This is a genomic window from Bifidobacterium thermophilum (assembly GCF_037482445.1).
In the GTDB taxonomy this organism is placed as follows: Bacteria; Actinomycetota; Actinomycetes; order Actinomycetales; family Bifidobacteriaceae; genus Bifidobacterium; species Bifidobacterium thermophilum_B.
In genome coordinates this window covers 1-16,884 of the sequence record NZ_JBBHLY010000008.1, presented here as the reverse complement: position 1 = coordinate 16,884, position 16,884 = coordinate 1, and the positions used below count along the sequence as shown (strand labels likewise).

General features: G+C 60.6%; 12 protein-coding genes, 1 tRNA gene and 3 pseudogenes. All 16 read left to right on the top strand.

All coding sequences use genetic code 11. From position 1 onward, the window contains the following. Positions 1-370: 370 nt before the first annotated feature. The 16 genes and pseudogenes from WD012_RS08495 (at position 371) to WD012_RS05620 (ending at position 16,675) form a co-directional block, all read left to right on the top strand. Positions 371-586: a ComEA family DNA-binding protein gene (locus WD012_RS08495; RefSeq protein ID WP_422614372.1), complete on the top strand. Its 216-nt coding sequence runs from the start codon at positions 371-373 to the stop codon at positions 584-586. Continuing rightward, complete coding sequence (locus WD012_RS05680; protein WP_339562804.1) at positions 583-2,328, top strand: ComEC/Rec2 family competence protein; 1,746 nt, start codon at positions 583-585, stop codon at positions 2,326-2,328. The genes WD012_RS08495 and WD012_RS05680 overlap by 4 nt, the downstream gene beginning before the upstream one ends. 32 nt (positions 2,329-2,360) lie before the next feature. After that, positions 2,361-3,344 carry a DNA polymerase III subunit delta gene (gene holA / locus WD012_RS05675; protein WP_339562803.1) on the top strand — a complete coding sequence of 328 codons (984 nt, stop codon included), beginning with the start codon at positions 2,361-2,363 and terminating at the stop codon, positions 3,342-3,344. Between the two features lie 41 nt (positions 3,345-3,385). Further along, on the top strand, positions 3,386-4,033 hold the full coding sequence (gene tsaE / locus WD012_RS05670; RefSeq protein WP_339562802.1) for a tRNA (adenosine(37)-N6)-threonylcarbamoyltransferase complex ATPase subunit type 1 TsaE: 648 nt from the start codon (positions 3,386-3,388) through the stop codon (positions 4,031-4,033). A 151-nt stretch (positions 4,034-4,184) separates the two neighbouring features. Then, a complete protein-coding gene (gene tsaB, locus WD012_RS05665) occupies positions 4,185-5,072 on the top strand; it encodes a tRNA (adenosine(37)-N6)-threonylcarbamoyltransferase complex dimerization subunit type 1 TsaB (RefSeq protein WP_339562801.1) in 888 nt (295 codons plus the stop codon). A 35-nt stretch (positions 5,073-5,107) separates the two neighbouring features. Further along, positions 5,108-5,659, top strand: coding sequence for a ribosomal protein S18-alanine N-acetyltransferase (gene rimI, locus WD012_RS05660; protein ID WP_339562800.1), 552 nt, complete (start codon positions 5,108-5,110; stop codon positions 5,657-5,659). Between the two features lie 83 nt (positions 5,660-5,742). Continuing rightward, positions 5,743-6,786 (top strand): tRNA (adenosine(37)-N6)-threonylcarbamoyltransferase complex transferase subunit TsaD, encoded by a 1,044-nt coding sequence (tsaD, locus tag WD012_RS05655; protein ID WP_339562799.1) that lies wholly within the window; start codon positions 5,743-5,745, stop codon positions 6,784-6,786. Positions 6,787-7,392: 606 nt separating this feature from the next. Next, positions 7,393-7,465, top strand: a tRNA-Asn gene (locus WD012_RS05650). A gap of 757 nt (positions 7,466-8,222) precedes the next feature. Next, on the top strand, positions 8,223-8,954 hold the full coding sequence (locus WD012_RS05645; RefSeq protein ID WP_339562798.1) for a hypothetical protein: 732 nt from the start codon (positions 8,223-8,225) through the stop codon (positions 8,952-8,954). A 493-nt stretch (positions 8,955-9,447) separates the two neighbouring features. Further along, positions 9,448-10,329, top strand: a pseudogene (locus WD012_RS08490) (DUF554 domain-containing protein). Positions 10,330-10,599: 270 nt separating this feature from the next. Continuing rightward, positions 10,600-10,974 (top strand): transposase, encoded by a 375-nt coding sequence (locus WD012_RS05635; protein WP_339562796.1) that lies wholly within the window; start codon positions 10,600-10,602, stop codon positions 10,972-10,974. 202 nt (positions 10,975-11,176) lie between these two features. Further along, a pseudogene (locus WD012_RS08485) lies at positions 11,177-11,356 on the top strand (zinc-ribbon domain-containing protein); the annotation flags it as partial. A gap of 195 nt (positions 11,357-11,551) precedes the next feature. Continuing rightward, a complete protein-coding gene (locus WD012_RS05630; RefSeq protein WP_339562795.1) occupies positions 11,552-12,526 on the top strand; it encodes a serine hydrolase in 975 nt (324 codons plus the stop codon). A gap of 318 nt (positions 12,527-12,844) precedes the next feature. Further along, on the top strand, positions 12,845-13,570 hold the full coding sequence (locus WD012_RS05625; protein WP_339562794.1) for a serine hydrolase: 726 nt from the start codon (positions 12,845-12,847) through the stop codon (positions 13,568-13,570). Between the two features lie 117 nt (positions 13,571-13,687). Next, positions 13,688-13,753, top strand: a pseudogene (locus WD012_RS08480) (zinc-ribbon domain-containing protein); the annotation flags it as partial. A 408-nt stretch (positions 13,754-14,161) separates the two neighbouring features. Further along, complete coding sequence (locus tag WD012_RS05620) at positions 14,162-16,675, top strand: zinc ribbon domain-containing protein (protein ID WP_339562793.1); 2,514 nt, start codon at positions 14,162-14,164, stop codon at positions 16,673-16,675. Positions 16,676-16,884: the final 209 nt, after the last annotated feature.

Sequence of the window (16,884 nt, the reverse complement as noted above, 5' to 3'; positions counted from 1 at the left end):
CGTACGCGCAGGTCTCACCGGGGACGCCATACTGAAGCTTGGCGGCGTGCGCGCCACCGATGCGGGGCCCCATACGGCCGCGCCGTCGGCCGCCCGCCCCCGCCCGCGGATCGCCTGCACGCCCGGGCAGGCTGCGATCATCATCCTCATCCTGATCGCCGCGCTGTGCGCGAGCCTGACGCTCCTGATCCGCCAATCCGCGAACCTCGCCCGTCTCGAAGGTGCGGGCGTATCCTCCGAGACGCCAGTACCGCCGCCGTCGTCGTCACCGTCATCGGCCCCCGACCGGCAGCAGCGGGAAGCGGCATCGCCGCAGACACGTGAACGTAGCGACCCCGGCGGCACGGCAAGCGCCACGCCGCCCGCCTCCATGCCAGCCGAGCCGGAAGACGGGCGGATCGACATCAACACCGCCGACGCCGCGCAACTGCAGACCATGAACGGTGTCGGCCCGGTCACCGCCCAGCGCATCATCGACTACCGCAACGAGCACGGTCCATACGCCAGCGTCGACGACCTGCTCAACGTCAAGGGCATCGGCGCGAAAACCCTCGAAAAAATACGCACACAGGCGGTCGCCCGATGAGCGGCACACGCCACGCCGACGGCAGACGTGACCTGCGAGCCCTGCCCGTCGCGCTTGCCCTCTGGGCGGGACAGCTTGCCGCCAACCGCATCCTCGACACGTCGGGTGCCGCCGCCAGCCTCGCCTCCGGCGTGCCCTTGGTCGTCGTCATCTTGGGGCTCGCCGCGCTTGCCGGCCTTGCCGGCATTACCGGCGTCATGGCGTTACGGTACCGCCGGCGTCACCGGCACGGTATGGCAGCCACAACGAAACGCTGCCGGCAGGCGGGCATTGTGGTCATGCTCATCGTCACGGCACTGCTTGCCGGGGCGTTCACCACGGGTGTCCACCGGAGCCTTGAAGCACGGGATGCCGCCATCCGGTACGCGCAAGCGGGAACCGCGACGCCAGTCAGTGTGGAAGCGCGCATCGACACGCCACTTGCCGCGTCCAGCGTGCGCGGATACGACTGCCAGGCCGACATCACCGTCACTCGTCTCGGCACCGAGCCGTCACACGCCCCGGCGCGGCTGTTCGCCGCCGGCGCCGCATGCGCCAGACTCGACCACGGCATGCTCATCCGCGCCGAAGCGGGCCTTGGCCCCGCCCGCTATGGCAGCCGGCCTGTCTGGGCCACCACCCGGACCGTCCCCGCCATCATCCGCCAGCCGGCAGCGCCGCGTGCGCTTGCCAACCGGATGCGCCACCGTTTCACCGCCCTCACCGCGGGATTATCCGACCAAGGCAAGATTCTCGTGCCAGGCGTCACCTGCGGTATGCTCGGCCAGTCCTACGCCGGGCCTGCCGACACGGGCGGGCTGGACGCCACATATGCGAATCGTGTCGAACAGGAATTCCGAGATGCCGGCATCATGCACCTTATGGCGGTTTCCGGCGGCCACTTCATCCTCATCGCCCAACTGGTGCTCTGGGCGTGCGCCGCCTGCCGCCTGCCACGGCCCGTCGCCGCGCTCGCCGTACTGTCCGCCTATCATGGGCTCGCCATGCTCGTCTACCCTTCGCATTCCGTGCTCCGCGCCCTCGCGATGGGGTGGTTCAGCTGCCTCGCCATGCTCGCCGGGCGCCGCCCCCAGGCAACCAGCGCCCTGTCCTGGAGTGTCATCATGATTCTCCTGGCCGACCCGGGCAAAGCCACAAGCTACGGATTCGCCCTATCGGCGGCAGCGGTGCTCGGCATCACCCTGCTCAATGATCTCATTGAACGGCTGCTCGCCCGTCGCATGCCCCGTGCGCTCGCCCAAACCGTCAGCGTCACCATCGCCGCGCAAGCTTTGACCCTGCCGATCCAGATTCTCATGGAGCCGAGCATCCCGCTCATGTCCACCCTCGCGAACCTCCTGGTCGCCCCGTTCGTCAGCTGGTCCACCATCACCGGGCTGCTCGCCCTGGTGCTCGCGCCTTTCGCCCCTTCCATCGCCTTCGCCGCCGCATGGCTGTCCAGCTGCGGCACCGCGGTCATGGCATGGGTCGCGCACGCGTGCGGGGCGCCGGCATGGGCGAGCCTGGCATGGCCGTCAGGCATATACGGCAGCCTCCTGGCGTTCGCCGGTGAAATCACCATCATCGCCATGCTGACGGCCGTGCATCGCAGGCGAGACCACGGCAGCGGCACGCGATACCATCGTCCGATATGGCAGTGTGCTGCGGCATGGTTCGCCGAAACCCGGGCCATGCTCGACAGCCAATGGCAGACCGCTCGCCGCCCCGGCAACGACCGGTCGGCAAGCCGTCCACCGGCATGACGGATGTCCACCGATACCGCGACATTGGAACCATGGCATCCACGAACGCATCCCACTCGCCGTTCTGCATCGTCACCGGCGGCGACCCCTACCTTAACGACCAGGCCGTACGCGACCTGCGGCGACAAGCCCAGCACGCCCGGCCGGATGCCGAACCCGTGGAACTCGACGCCACCGTCGCGGACCGGTACGCCTTCGACGAAGCCGTCAGCCCGTCCCTGCTCTCCCCGGTATCCATCGTCATCGTGCGCAACCTGCAGAACGCAGACGAGCCGCTCGGCGAAACCATGGTCGCCTATTGCAGGCAGGCGCTCGCCGATCCCGCGCAATCCAGCATCGTCATCGCCCAACATGAGGGCGGCGTCAAAGGCAAGCGCCTCGTCGACCAGCTCGTGCGTGCCGGGGCATACAACAACAAGCCGGCCGACCTCAAACGCACCGACGCCAAACTCCAATTCGTCACCCAGCAATTCGAGCAACGCCGCCGGCGCATCGAACCCTCCGCATGCCAGCAGCTCGTCGCCGTCCTGGGCGAGCGCACCGGCGAACTCGCCGCCATGTGCGAACAGCTGTGCTTCGACTTCGATGACGACCCCATGAGCCTCGAGCGCGTCAACCAATACCTGACCGCCAACCCGCAGGTCACCGGCTTCACCGTCGCCGACACCGCCATGGCCGGCAACGCCACCGGCGCGATCATCGCCATGCGGTCGGCCGTCCAGCAAGGCACCGACCCGATCGCACTCATCGGCGCGCTCGCCATGAAACTGCGCACCATCGCCAAAGCCGCCGCCGTACGTTCCGGCACCATCAGCCAGGCGGAAGCCAAGGTCAACCCATGGGTCATGCGCAACACCATGCGCCAACTGCCCGGATGGACCTCCGCAGGACTGTCCGCGTGCATCCAACAGCTCGCCCGGGCGGACGAGCAAAGCAAAACCAACGGCGGCGACCCGGTCTACGCGCTCGAACAAGCCATCCAGCTCATCGCCCGCAAAGGTAAACCCGCCGCGTAACTGCAACCCTGAGCACACCACAACCCAAAGAAAGCACAATCATGCCCCAACCGACCACATCCACCACGCCGCTGACCGTCGAAGCCCCCACTGCCGATGCCATGCGCACGCTCGGCACCCGCATCGCCGGGCTGCTCCATGGCGGCGACGTCCTGCTCCTGTCCGGGCCACTGGGCGCCGGCAAAACCACCCTCGCCCAAGGCATCGGCGCCGGACTGCACGCCGACGAACCAGTCGTCTCACCCACCTTCACCATCGCCCGCGAACTACACGGCCGATTCGCTGATGGCACGCCGGCAACCCTCATCCACGTCGACGCGTATCGGCTCGGCGGCAATGCGTACGCGCCGGGGCAAGACAGCGTCGACAGGCTCCTTGACGAACTCGAATCCATCGGCCTTGACGAAGAGCTCGAAAACCCCGGTGACAACACCGTCATCCTCATGGAATGGGGCGAACAGATGGCCGCCGCGCTCGCCGACGAACGGCTCGACATCCACATCGGCCGGCCACTGCCCGCCGTTGCCGACGCAGAGAGTGGAACAGACGACGGTGCGGACGCCACTACGGAAACCGATGCGGACGCCGATGCGCGGGAACTGACCAGCGACGGCACCCGGACCGTCACCCTCATTCCCGTCGGCGGCACCTGGCGGGAGCGTATCGGCAGCATCGCCGGCGCACACTAACCACACAGTAACAGCGCTGCGATCGCGGCGATTTATTCCCGGCCAGCCGTGCCCGCCGGCACCCGCGGACACTCCCGCCCTCCAAGCCCTGAGCGCCAAGCGCGTGACAAGAGTAAAGTAACTGAGGATCCGGAAACACGCAGGAGGCACCATGGCGCACACGCTGGTCATCGACACATCATACGGCTCGACGGTAGGGCTCGCAGGATACGAGCCCATCATCGAAACCGACTCGCGAACCCACGTCGAACGCCTCCAGGTCAACATCGCGCGCGCCTGCGACCAAGCAGGAATCCAATCGCAAGACATCACCCGCATCATCGTCGGCACCGGGCCAGGGCCATTCACCGGGCTGCGGGCGGGTATCGTCACCGCCAAGGCGCTCGACTTCGCGACCGGAGCCCAACTGATCGGGCAGGACATCCTCGACGCGCAGGCGTTGTTCGGCATCCTACGCAACGGGGACGGCAGCCTTTCACCCGTGACCGGCGAGCAGACGGAACAGGATGCCGAACCGGATCCGGATACGCCGGAACCGGCCTCACCGCGCCGACTCATCCTCGCCGTCAACGATGCCAGGCGCCGCCAACTGTACTTCCAGCTCACCGACGCGCAAGCCTACCGCAACACCCTGAAGGCCTCACAAACCACCGAACAGCGCAGCCGGCTCGCCACGCTCATCGGCATGGATATCGACTATCCGGACACCATCGTGCAACGGGTGAACGCCGCCGCACGGCAGCTCCAGGACGCATCCGGGCGTGAATGCCGCATCGACGTCATCGGGCACGGAGCCCACCGCTATAGTGAAGCCTGGAACCGGCTCGAACACCAGGGCACCGTCCTCGACGCCTCCCTGCCGGAACAAGGAAAGGCCGGCTTGCAGGCCTTCGCCGAACTCGCCATGACCCAACTCAACAATGCGGCGACGCCGGCACCCGCAGAACCGCTCTACCTGCGTCGTCCTGACGTATCCATCCCCAACCCGCTCAAACACGTGCTCAACCACGGAGCGGCGACCGCAGCCGACGCACGCTGACAGTCCAACGCAACCGGCATACGAAACCCAAACCCATGATCGTCGACTACACCACACTCGAACGCGAACCGCTCATCGCCACGCTCGCTGCACTTGAACACGACCTGTTCGGCCGCGGGGCATGGACACCAACCATGATCCGCCAGGAACTCGCAGCCCCCGCACGTACCTACCTCATCGACCTCGACACCGATCCAGAGCGGACCGCACAACCCGGAACCCTGCCCATCCGCGGATACGCAGGCTACTGGTATGACGGCGACGACGCCGAAATCATGACCATCGGCGTCGCCCGCGCACACCAAGGCCAAGGCATCGCCACACGGTTGCTGGGCCAACTCGTCGACCGCGCGCGAACGCAAGGCGCCCGGCGCATCCTGCTCGAAGTGCGCGTCGACAACACCGCGGCACTGGCACTCTACCGGCATCAAGGATTCACCACACTTGGCAGGCGCAAGCGCTATTATCAGCCGGACAACGTCGACGCCTACACCATGGCGCTCGACCTGACCCCGCACATCGCAGGGTTCGCGCTTCCCGATGGCGGCGCGACGACGGCATACGACATGACCCGTGAAACGCCTTGAGACACATACGAACAGCACGAAACACGACAAGCGTGAACGGAACGCAGCGCAACGCATATGATCAGCATCCAAAGGAACCAATCATGAACCAGCCAACCATCCTCGGCATCGAATCCACCTGCGACGAAACCGCCGCGGCCATCGTCCGGGGTCACACCCTGCTATCCAACGTCGTCTCCTCATCCATGAACGAGCATGCGCGCTACGGCGGCGTCATCCCCGAAATCGCATCGCGTGCCCACGCCGAAGCCTTCGTCCCGTGCGTCCAGCAGGCGCTCGCCGACGCCGGGCTTGAACTTTCCGATGTCGATGCGATAGCGGTCTCAGCGGGCCCCGGACTTGCCGGATGCCTTGCGGTCGGGGTTTCGGGGGCGAAAGCGCTCGCATGGGCGGCGCACAAGCCGATTTACGGCATCAACCACGTAATCGGGCATATCGCGGTCACGCAGCTGCAATTCGGCGCGTTCCCGCCGGACACGCTCGCGCTGATTGTTTCCGGCGGGCATACGTCACTGCTGCATGTCGAGGATGTCGCGCGGCATATCGATGTCGTCGGCACCACGCTCGATGATGCGGCGGGGGAGTGCTTCGACAAGGTCGCGCGATTGCTGGGATTCCCATACCCCGGCGGCCCGCATATCGACCGGCACGCGCAACAGGGCGACCCGCACGCCATCCGCGTGCCCCAGGGGTTGACGCAAGGCAAGGCAGGTCGGGAACATCCGTACGATTTCAGCTTCTCTGGCGTGAAAACCGCTGTCGCCCGGTGGATTGAGGAGCAGCAGGCCGAAGGACGTGCCATCCCGGTGGATGATGTGTGCGCGTCGTTGGCGGATTCCGTAGCGAGCGTATTGGCCCGCAAGGCGATGCATGGCTGCGAACAATACGGGTCGAAGACGCTGATCGTCGGCGGTGGTTTTTCGGCGAACTCCCAGCTGCGGGCCAAGTTGCTTGAGGAAGGGGAGCGTTGCGGGGTGCAGGTGCGTATCCCGCAGATCAAACTGTGCACGGACAACGGGGCGATGGTCGCGATGCTGGGAGTGAATCTTGTGGAGGCTGGTGTCAAATCTTCGGACCCTGATTTCCCGATCGACTCGGCCATGCCGCTGACGACGATCAGCGTGTGAGCTGGGGCTGCGCCGCTGCGAGTAGTGCAACGTGGGGTGTGCGTGTTGGTGCTGCGGGCGCTGCGGTATTGGGAACGGCGGTGCATGCAGGCATGGCATCGCCGGAGACGGGCGCGGTGTGAAGAGATTCTCGCATTCCGGCGGCCTTTGGAGTGCGATTTGGGGATTCGGGGCTTCGCGAGATTGACTGGCGAGTGAATCCTCGCACACGGACATGCGGCGTGGTGGGAAGGCTGATTCAAGCGTGTGTGGGGTGTTCTGTGTGAGTGAATCCTCACGCAGAACACCCCACACGGGGCCGAATGGCGGATTAATGCTGTTCTGCTGCTCGCTTTGTGAGTGAAACCTCGCATAGCAGGCATCAGCCTTGGCCGATCGCCCTGTTTCGATGATCGAACCGTCTGCTGTGCGAGCGGATTCTCGCAAACACACGCCGTGGATTTCGCAGTGACGCCTCTCCATAATCAGCGCTTCGCCCCTGATTTCCCCTTGGAATTATGGGGCGACACGCCGATAGTGTTTCCGATTTGCGTATCTGCTCGCCGCGTGTAATATATATCAATTGTGCGCGGGAGTTAACCCCACGGACAAAGCGAAAGCAGATATTCCTGCGTAGCTCAGTTGGCAGAGCATCCGACTGTTAATCGGACGGTCGCTGGTTCAAGCCCAGCCGCAGGAGCTCCATCAGCCCCCGGGTCACCGGGGGCTTTTTCTGTATCAATTGTCAATAGCCCGGGTTACATGACACAGAATGTATGTTTTATTCCGGCATATAGGAACCGAAGTTATTGCTTGAGACGTTCCATTTCGTGGCGTATGCGGTGACATACACAACCGGATGGAAGGCTCAGAGGAACGACAAGATCGCCTGGCATCCGCCGGCTCGCGTATGTCCGGGCATACGCGGCGCCATGCTACCGGCGTATCAGGTCTGTCGGGCGGCTGCTTCCGGTGCGCGGTGTATGTCCGGGCATACGCGCGATTGACAGCTCCCCGGGCCGCGCGGCAAGCCCGATTGCATCCCCTGCGGCCGGCGAAGGCGCGGGATGCAAGTTTCAATACCCGGACACGCTTACTGCCACAACCCTTGCGGGGATTATAAGCAATAACTTTGCTTCCTATATGCCCATCCTGCTCGGTCGTTGCCCGCACCAAGCCCCGATTCGTGTGGATGATGGCGTCATTCCCTTCTGCTGACTGCTATTTGGAGGGTCTCTGGTATGATGTCCTCTCACCTGTCATCTGACACTGCCAGATCAGATTTTCCAGAAAAGTCAAGTGGGTACGCCGATAATGCCCGGACATAAAACACAACGCGACACGCCTTGTGGCAGTAGGGATAAGCGGTAGAATAAAAACACTATCCTGTCATTTAACCTCTGAGAGTATTCTTAGAGAATCAGATACGTATAGACCTAATCAACGCGAGGTGAGTCATGCTTGCAACTACAGTAAGTTGGGAGATTCATGAAGAGCTCCGAACTCTCGATATTTCCGATACTTCGATTTCAGATGTCGCGATTGCACAGCGAAAGTTTCGCCTTGGACAGGCCGCATCATGGGCTCGGTGGGGAAATACCACGTATGATCTCGCACCCATCACAGCCGACAACGAAGATGAATTTCAATCACTTGCTCCTATGACGACATCAGTTGTTTTTCTTGGACTTAATTGGGGTGGAACTGAAGTGGGAAAGGACATCAAGGACTGGCAAAACTTCCATGCCGAGCGCCATGGTGGAGACACGCGGCTGAAGAAATCTTTGCCTGCTGCTCTTGATGAAATCCCTCATGAACAAGGTGTGGCTGCTCCAGCTCCATATATGACGGATGTTTTCAAACTTGCGCCAACACGAGATGCGAAAGACCTGAAGAAAAAAGCCAAAGAAGACCATAATCTTGTCCAACGATGCGCGGATCTGCTCCAAACTGAGCTAGAAATATGTACCCGGGGGAACAACGGAGTCCCACCATTGCTTATTGCTTTTGGAAATGCTGCCTATTACTGGTTGTCAGGTGAGGGGAATGGCAGAGCCCCCTTTGCTAGTGCGCTATCTCGCGTGTATGGGGACACCCCTAGGATTGAGAAAATTATTCATGGCGCAGCTCCTAGACCTAATGCAATGCGCACCGAGCAGCTTATTTCAATTTTCAAGAAGCACTTCTAATCCTTCATGTAGAAGGAGCACTCATACCCATCAGCGTGTTATTGGCCAAATGTGTGTCCGGAATCGGATGTGAGGGGTTGTCCTGCCGGGCATGTCGTGGTTTCGAATCCTCAGCCCCACTTTCGAGCCCGGCCGCATGCGTGTCCGGAATCAGTGCGGACCGGTTGCGGCGCAAGGCATGTGGGCGGTTTGAATGTGCCGAATTGGTGGAATGAGCACTTCACGATGCTCCAAATGCCACGGCACCCCTGACTGACCTATCACCGACACACATGTTGGCCTATAACCCAACATGTGTGTGTTATTCCGGCGTGTCGAGATGGCCTTGTCGGCGCATCCCGGCTACTTGTCCGTCCATTCGGCTCGCTCTGCGACCATGAGGGAAAGTTGCATGAGACCATCATCAAGGTGTATCAACAGTTTTCAAAGAGTGGGAGAGTTGAAATCAGTGCTATGCTCGAAGACAAGTGAATTCATATAGAGTGCCTCTTGTATGAGGACCTGCGCTGCTAGGCAAGGGTTGCCGTGTTGGAAGCCAATCCGCCATCATCTGGTTTGGCGAATCAAGATAACGAGACGATGGCCGCATTCTATGGTAAGGGCGGAAAGGCGATATCTGTTCATTTCCGGGAGAACCGAGGGTGATTATTTCATAATGATTGGATTAGGCACAATAATCAACACAGCGGGGATTGTTCTTGGCGGTGTTTCCGGACATTTTTTCGGCAGACTGCTTAAGGAGCGTCACCAATCATCCTTGACTACGGCCTGCGGCATCAGTGTATTGTTCATTGGCATTGCAGGCGCGATGCAGTGAATGCTAACGGTCAACAACGGTGTTATTGCCAGCGGCCAGGCAATGCTCGTGACCATCTGCCTTGCGTTGGGAACGCTCGTCGGTGAAATCATCAATATTGAAGGTCTGTTCGAGCGCTTTGGAGAATGGCTGAAGATCAAAACAGGGAACGCAAAGGACAAAGATTTTGTTAATGCGTTCGTCTCAGCATCTCTGACGGTATGTATTGGTGCAATGGCTATCGTTGGCGCCATTCAGGACGGAATCCGCGGGGACTGGTCGATTCTTGCGACGAAGACCGTCCTGGATTTCGTTATCATCATGGTCATGACATGCTCACTTGGAAAGGGGTGTGGCTTTTCTGCAATTCCGGTTCTGGTGTTTGAAGGTCTGATAACGGTCTTTGCTGCTTTCCTCAAACCAATCATGACAGACCTGGCAATGAACTATCTTTCCTTGATCGGGTCGATATTGATTTTTTGTGTTGGATTGAACCTGGTCTGGGGAAAGAAAGTCAGGGTTGCCAATATGCTTCCTGCTGTGATACTTGCAGTTGTGGCGGCATATATTCCTCTTTGACCGAGACTGTTGTACTGGAGTGCATGAAACGCAGCCAAGGTCTTGTTGTCTGCCGGGCGTATCCGGGAACTGTCGGATAGAAGATCAGACCAAAGGTCGCTGGTTCAAGCCCAGCTGCAGGAGTTTCGTCAGTTCCTCGGGAATCTTTCAGGGAATCGGGACGGCAACGGTGTCCTATTCCGCAACCGCCCGCACCGTTCAAAACGAACGCCCGACTGTCTAGAACAGTGACGAAACCGTCCACTTCTTAATGAGCACAACAGTCGTCGAATGGGCAATGGACGTGCCCGACGTGCGCATGAAACGCTGGCGCGCGCCCGCAAACAAGCTGTGAGGATTGCTGAGGGCGTGCGGTTGAAACGCAGGAAAACCGAAACTGTGCCGGGCGATCCGGCTGAAGGAATTCCGGAGTTCAGGGAACCGTACACCAAGATCAAACGCACAAGGAGCACATCCCGGACAACTATCCGCCTGGGCACGGGCAACGCGAGCGGCGAGGCGGCCAACAACAAGATCAGACTGATCATCCGCAAGGCATACGGTTTCCGGAACATCGGGAACATGATGGACGTGATCTACCTGGTATGCTCCGGCATCCGCATCCCGCTTTCCAACCGGAAACCAACCACTCGAAAACCCGCATGACTACAGGCGCGAGCAGCAATCCCAAGCCACAAGAACGCCCGAAAGGTCAACAATCATATTGTGTTAAACATTCACTAATGGCATTCCCGGCGTGTCGTGTTCGCAGACAATTCAACTGTGTAGATGAGCCGGTATAAGCTTGTAGAAATCAGCCAGTTTTGCGGCATTGCGCTGTAAAACAAAGGGGACCGAGAATGAGGGAATGGCAATGAGACAGTGCACGACTTGCGGTCGATGGAACGAAGATAATTATGCGTTTTGCACCAATTGCGGGAACAAGCTTGCACAGGACGATGCGCCGGCTCCCCAGCCGTCTATCGAGGCCAACACTCGTACGTGTCCCGCGTGCGGCGCAGCCAATGAGTCGTCGTCGCGGTTTTGCACGACATGCGGCAAGCCGCTTGATATCAGCGCCGATGCCGCCGCCACTCAAGGCAAGGCCGTGCCGCTGCCGGCACCTGTCGGCGAACAGCCGATCGCGTCTTCTCCGACCGTGCCGATGTCTGCCGTGCCGCTGCCTTCTGCGCCGTCCCCGTCTGCTGCGGATGGACCATCGATGCAGCCCGCAGGATTCCCCATGCCCCCAACCGCGGTACCGGCATCACCTGCAGGCCCGAATCCCGACCGCACTGCCACCGTGACAGGCGGGAAAGGTCGACGTCTTGCATTGATAATCATCGCGATTATTGTCGTTATTGCGCTTGTCGTGTCCGGTGTGTTGGTCTGGCAGTCCCGCAAATCCAATGGTTCTCAGACCCAGGCAGGGGCTTCGGCTCCGAGCGCTGCCACGAAGAGCGGCAAGAAGGAATCCGCCACCCAGAAACCCAAGAAATCCGCCGCCGCTAAGAAGTCCCCATCAGCGTCGCCCGATACCGCTTCGCGTGTGCTGGACAAGCAGGTGATGGACGCCATCGTTGACACGTATAACAGCGGGTCGGGTAATGCAGCCGTATCGGTGATGACTAGCGACAATTTGAAAAGCTATTCGTCGAGCAAAGCCTCGTATTCGATGAGCGCCGCGGGGCTGTATTTGCCGCCGTGGCTCGCGTATTACGATCTGGTAGGCGGAAGCCCGGCCGGTGGATACCAATCGGTGCTGTCTTCCATGGACAACGGCAAGGCGAACGAGCTCATCGATCGTGACGGCGGCATGGATATGCTCAACAGCTGGCTTAAAGCCCACGATTACGATGACACGAGTTTCGAACATCTCTACGGCGACGTGAACGCTTCCGAGGATGGGTATGACAATACGACGTCCTCGGATGATGCCGCGAAAATGCTGACACAGCTGATGACCAAAGGCGAGGATGGTCTGCTGGGCTATAACATCGCGTCGGACGGTGTCGCCGTGCCGGACGGTGCGACGGTGCATGCCCATCGCGGCATGGGGGTCGGTGACGCCTACGACTATTACATGGTGGTCTCCAATGGTTCGAAGAAGGTGGCTGTGGTGGTTTTGCCCCAGGGGCAGACCAAAGAGCAGGCGGCATCCTTGACATCGAATGTGCTCAAGCAGGTCTGGCAGAACATGTTCGTTTCCGAGAAGTGAGTCCCCATGGCCCGGCATTCGAAGATTACCCGGGGCGGTCATCGGCGTCGCGCGGTTGTGGTCGGTGTCACTGTCGTCGTGACCATCGCACTGGTCTGCACGGCAGCGGCAATATCCGCAACGCTCATGCATGCTGCTGCGTCGCGGCAGACGGTATCCGCGTCATCGGCATCCTCACGCCGGGCTGCCCGTTCCTCCGCTTCATCTCGCACTGCAACCGGCCAGCCGCAATCCAATCCATCTCCATCGGATACCCCCGATTCCCGTGAAACGGCTAGACGCAACAGGCAACAGACCCTTGACTCGCTTTCAGCCCAGTTGCAGCAGAAGATCTCAGGGTATGACGGTACTTGGCAGGTGTATATCGAGGATCTGCCGACTGGCGCGGCTATCAGCATCAACAGCCATCAGCAGTATTCGGCAAGCGTGATCAAGCTCATGGTCATGCTTGCCGTCTTCCAGCGTATGCATGACGGGATGTTTTCCGATACCGCCGTCACAGATAATCTGCTCACCGAGATGATCACCATCAGCTCGAACGAAGCGACGAATACCCTGGTCGACCAGCTTGGCGGAGGCGATACACAGGCGGGCTACGATGCCGTCAACACCATCGCCAGACAATACGGATTCACACAATCGCACCTGAACCAGCGGATGGGTGATCTGACCGGCACTACCGGCAAACAGACCTCCGTAAACGACCAAGGGCGTTTCCTCGCGGCAGCATGCCGGGGCCAGTTGGTGTCAGCCGAATACAGCCAGCGGATGATTGACCTGATGCTCGGGCAGCAACGCCGCAGCAAGATTCCTGCGGGGCTGCCGACGCAAATCAGCGTCGCGAATAAGACGGGGGAGAGCCCTGGAGTCGAAAATGACTCAGCCATGGTATTTGCGGCGGATGATGGCCGCACTATCGCGGGATCTCAACCCGGTCAGGGCGACTATGTCATCGCTGTCATGAGCGAAGGCGTCGGTTCGTCTGCCACCGCACAGGCGGACATCCGTGATATCTCAGCCAGCGCATGGACGGCATTGCGATAATGCATTCGGGGTGATCCGGATTTGCCGTATGTTCTGGTACTGGGATTATCCTGAGGTTGAAGGCACAAGGCTCTTCGCCGGTATGGTTCGAGGAGCCGGAGAAGAAAGGATATCCCCATGTATTGCCCTCAATGCGGCAACGCTGTCGCTGATGGCGCCAGATTCTGCAATAATTGCGGAAGACAACTGATACAGACCACGGATGGCGCTCCGCAGGCTGCGCAACACCAGACTACATCGCAGCAGTCGGTTCCCATGCCATCCGTGCCGCACGTGCCCACGCAACAGGTACCCATGCCTACACCCATGCCGAGCCGGAACGCGCCAGCACCCACACCGGTAGTGCCCCAGCCCATTATGGACATGCCGCCCCTCCCGCAGCAGCCGGCGACGGCACCGGTGGCGCAAGCCCATGCCACAGGGCCTGCCATGGCGGCATCCTCCATACCGACAGCGACACAGCAATCCCCCGCACCCGGCTCTTCGGCCCCGACGATGCCCCAACCCCAGCCCCGATTCGTTCAGGCTCCCCAACCGCCCAGCGCCCAAGCGCCGCAGCAGCAGGTTCAAAGAACCGCAGAACCCATCGATATGGAAAACCTTGCGCGCAGCGGCGGCATCGGACTCGGCATCGGTGTCGGCGCGGCTTTCGTCACCTCGCTCATCACCGCAATCCTCGCGCTCGCAGTCTCCTCCTCGGTACTCGACCAGGTCTTTGACTCTGCCGGCTCCCTCGGAGCTCCCACTTCCACAGACTTGCTGGGCAATGCCCGTGATGTCCAGGGCATGAACATCCTGCAGTCCATCATCTTCTTCATGATCCAGGGCATCGCAGGCGGATTCTCCATCAACTATCAAGGCGACGGGCTCTTCTCGTCGGTTTCGGCCTCAGGCTCGGCCTGGATGGGAGCAGGACTATCGGGATACGCTCTCGCACTGGGTGTCGCTTTCGGCGTGTATATGTTCGGTAGGAAAAACACCATCCGCTTCCGTTGGATGGGTGTCGCGACATCCGCAGTGATCGGCGTGGCGGCAGGCATCGTCTATGAACTGCTCGCCCTGGTCGGCCGTATCCAGGTTTCCTCGGTCACCGTCAGCGGAACAAGCGTACGCACCTTCCTGATGGCTTTCCTGTTCGCAGGTGGCGGCGCGCTTGCCGGCTATGCGCTCGCCCAGACCACTCCTGACGCGTCGAATGTATTCTCGGCCATGCATCTGTGGTTCCACCGTGCGCGCGGCTTCATCCGCACCTTCGCGGAAACGCTGTTCGTATTCGCGGTTCTCGCGCTCGCCGTTGCGCTCATCCTGTATGTATTCGCGTCGATCCGGGGAGGGGAAGCCGCGCTGATCCTGCTCTTCCCCGCATTGCTTCCGATGATCTCCGGATTCCTGTTCAGCGTGGGATCGCTCGGGGCGATGGCTGCATACGGTGGGAATGCCGGGATGAACCTCGGTCTTCTCACCTCTTCCGTCGGAGCATCGTCGGTGAGCGGACTTGGATGGTTCTGGCTGTATGTATTGCTGGTCGTCATCGCTACGCTGTACCTCGGTTTGCGTGAAGCGGCCCGCAACATGTATGACCCCGCTTACGCTGGATGGCAGCATTCCTGGAAAGCGCCGCTTGCGGCAGCGGTGTTCTGGCTCGTGTTCTCTTATGCCACGCTTTCTGTCGGCGGCTCTGCGGGAGGCCACACCGCGTTCATGATGCCGGCAATGTGGTCCTTCCTGATTGCTGCGTTCTGGTCCTTCCTCGTGGAAATCGTCGCGTTGACGTTCGGGCCTTCGATTATCGTGTCTGTCCCCGGGCTGTGGAAGCTCATCGTCGGCGGCACGGTTCGCCCGACCCCCAAGGAGGTCTTGGACTACAGCAACGCCATGAACCGGCGTTCATCCGGGGCAACTGCTCCGGCGGCAACGGTGTCGGGCGGTGTATCCCCGTCCGTGCCTTCGCCCGTGACTCCTGCGATGCCGGGAAGCGGCGCACAGAATAACGGCGATCCGCGCACTGTCCAGATGGCCGCTCCTTCGGCCGCTCCTGCAACACCGCCGGTGTCCGGTGTCCCCGGCACTCCGGCAGCCGTGCAGCCGATGTCCCCGAATGCCAAGAAGACGATGATCATCGTCGGCATCATCGTCGGTGTGCTCGTTGTCGCCGCGGCGACTATCGGCATACTCACCTCGACGGTGTTCAACCCGAAGAACACCGTGAACGAGTATCTCGGCCAGTTGTCCTCAGGTGATTATGATGCCGCTTCGAAGACCGTCGACCCCGGTATCGATACGAACAGGCGGGCACTGCTGACCTCGGCCGCGTCAGGCAACGGCAAGAATGCGCTGTCTTCCCCGAAAGTCGATTCGGTCACCGTCAACGGTTCCGATGCGACCGCCCAGATTGAATACTCGGTACATGGAACGGTAACGAAAGGCACGCTCACACTCCGCAAAGATGGCAGCACCATGCTGTTCTTCCCGAAGTGGGTGGTCTCCAAGCCGTTGCTGACGAATATCGCTGTTGAGAACTTCGACGCCGTTGATTCAGTTCTGATCAACAATGTCAAAGTCTCCAAGAAGAACGCCGGAGCGGGCTCGAGCGACGGGTATCTGGTCTTCGCGGTGTACCCCGGTACGTACACGGTCTCGTTGCCGAAGAACGATTACCTCACCGCTTCCTCGGTGACCAAGTATGTTACCGGTGGCTCATCGAGCTCGATGGCGGAGGCAAGCATCAAGGTGAAGGCGACCGACAAACTGGTCTCAGCCATCAACGATGCCATGAAAGCGAAGCTGGGCAAATGCGGCAAGGTATCTGATGCCAAATCGGATGCATGCCCGCTCAACGAGCGGATCTACAGCACCGACAGCAAGCGCAACTTGTCGTGGACCATCACCAAGTTCCCGGCGATCACGCGGAAAGACATCAGCATCACTTCGAGCGGAATCAGTTTCAGAACCGATTACGGTGACGGCAAGGCGACCTTGACGTACGAGCAACAGGACTGGTTCGACCAGAATACCTGGACACCGGAAACCGAGGATTTCTCGTTCTCGCTGTCCGGTACGGTGAACATCGCCAACGGTAAGCCTGATGTCACGTTCGAAGACTGATTCGTGGCGTTCTGTTTCCCAGCGGAAACGATGACGAATCGCTTCCAGTCATTGAGGGGAGAGAGAGGGCCTCGGTCCGCAGTGAAGTGCTGTGGGCCGAGGTCCTCTGCTATGACGATTGGTCATGACAGGGAACGAGGTGCCGTAGAAGGTATTGCGTGTGCCGTGGTGGCGACGCGCGGGTGTTTTGGTTGGTTGGTTTGGGTGGT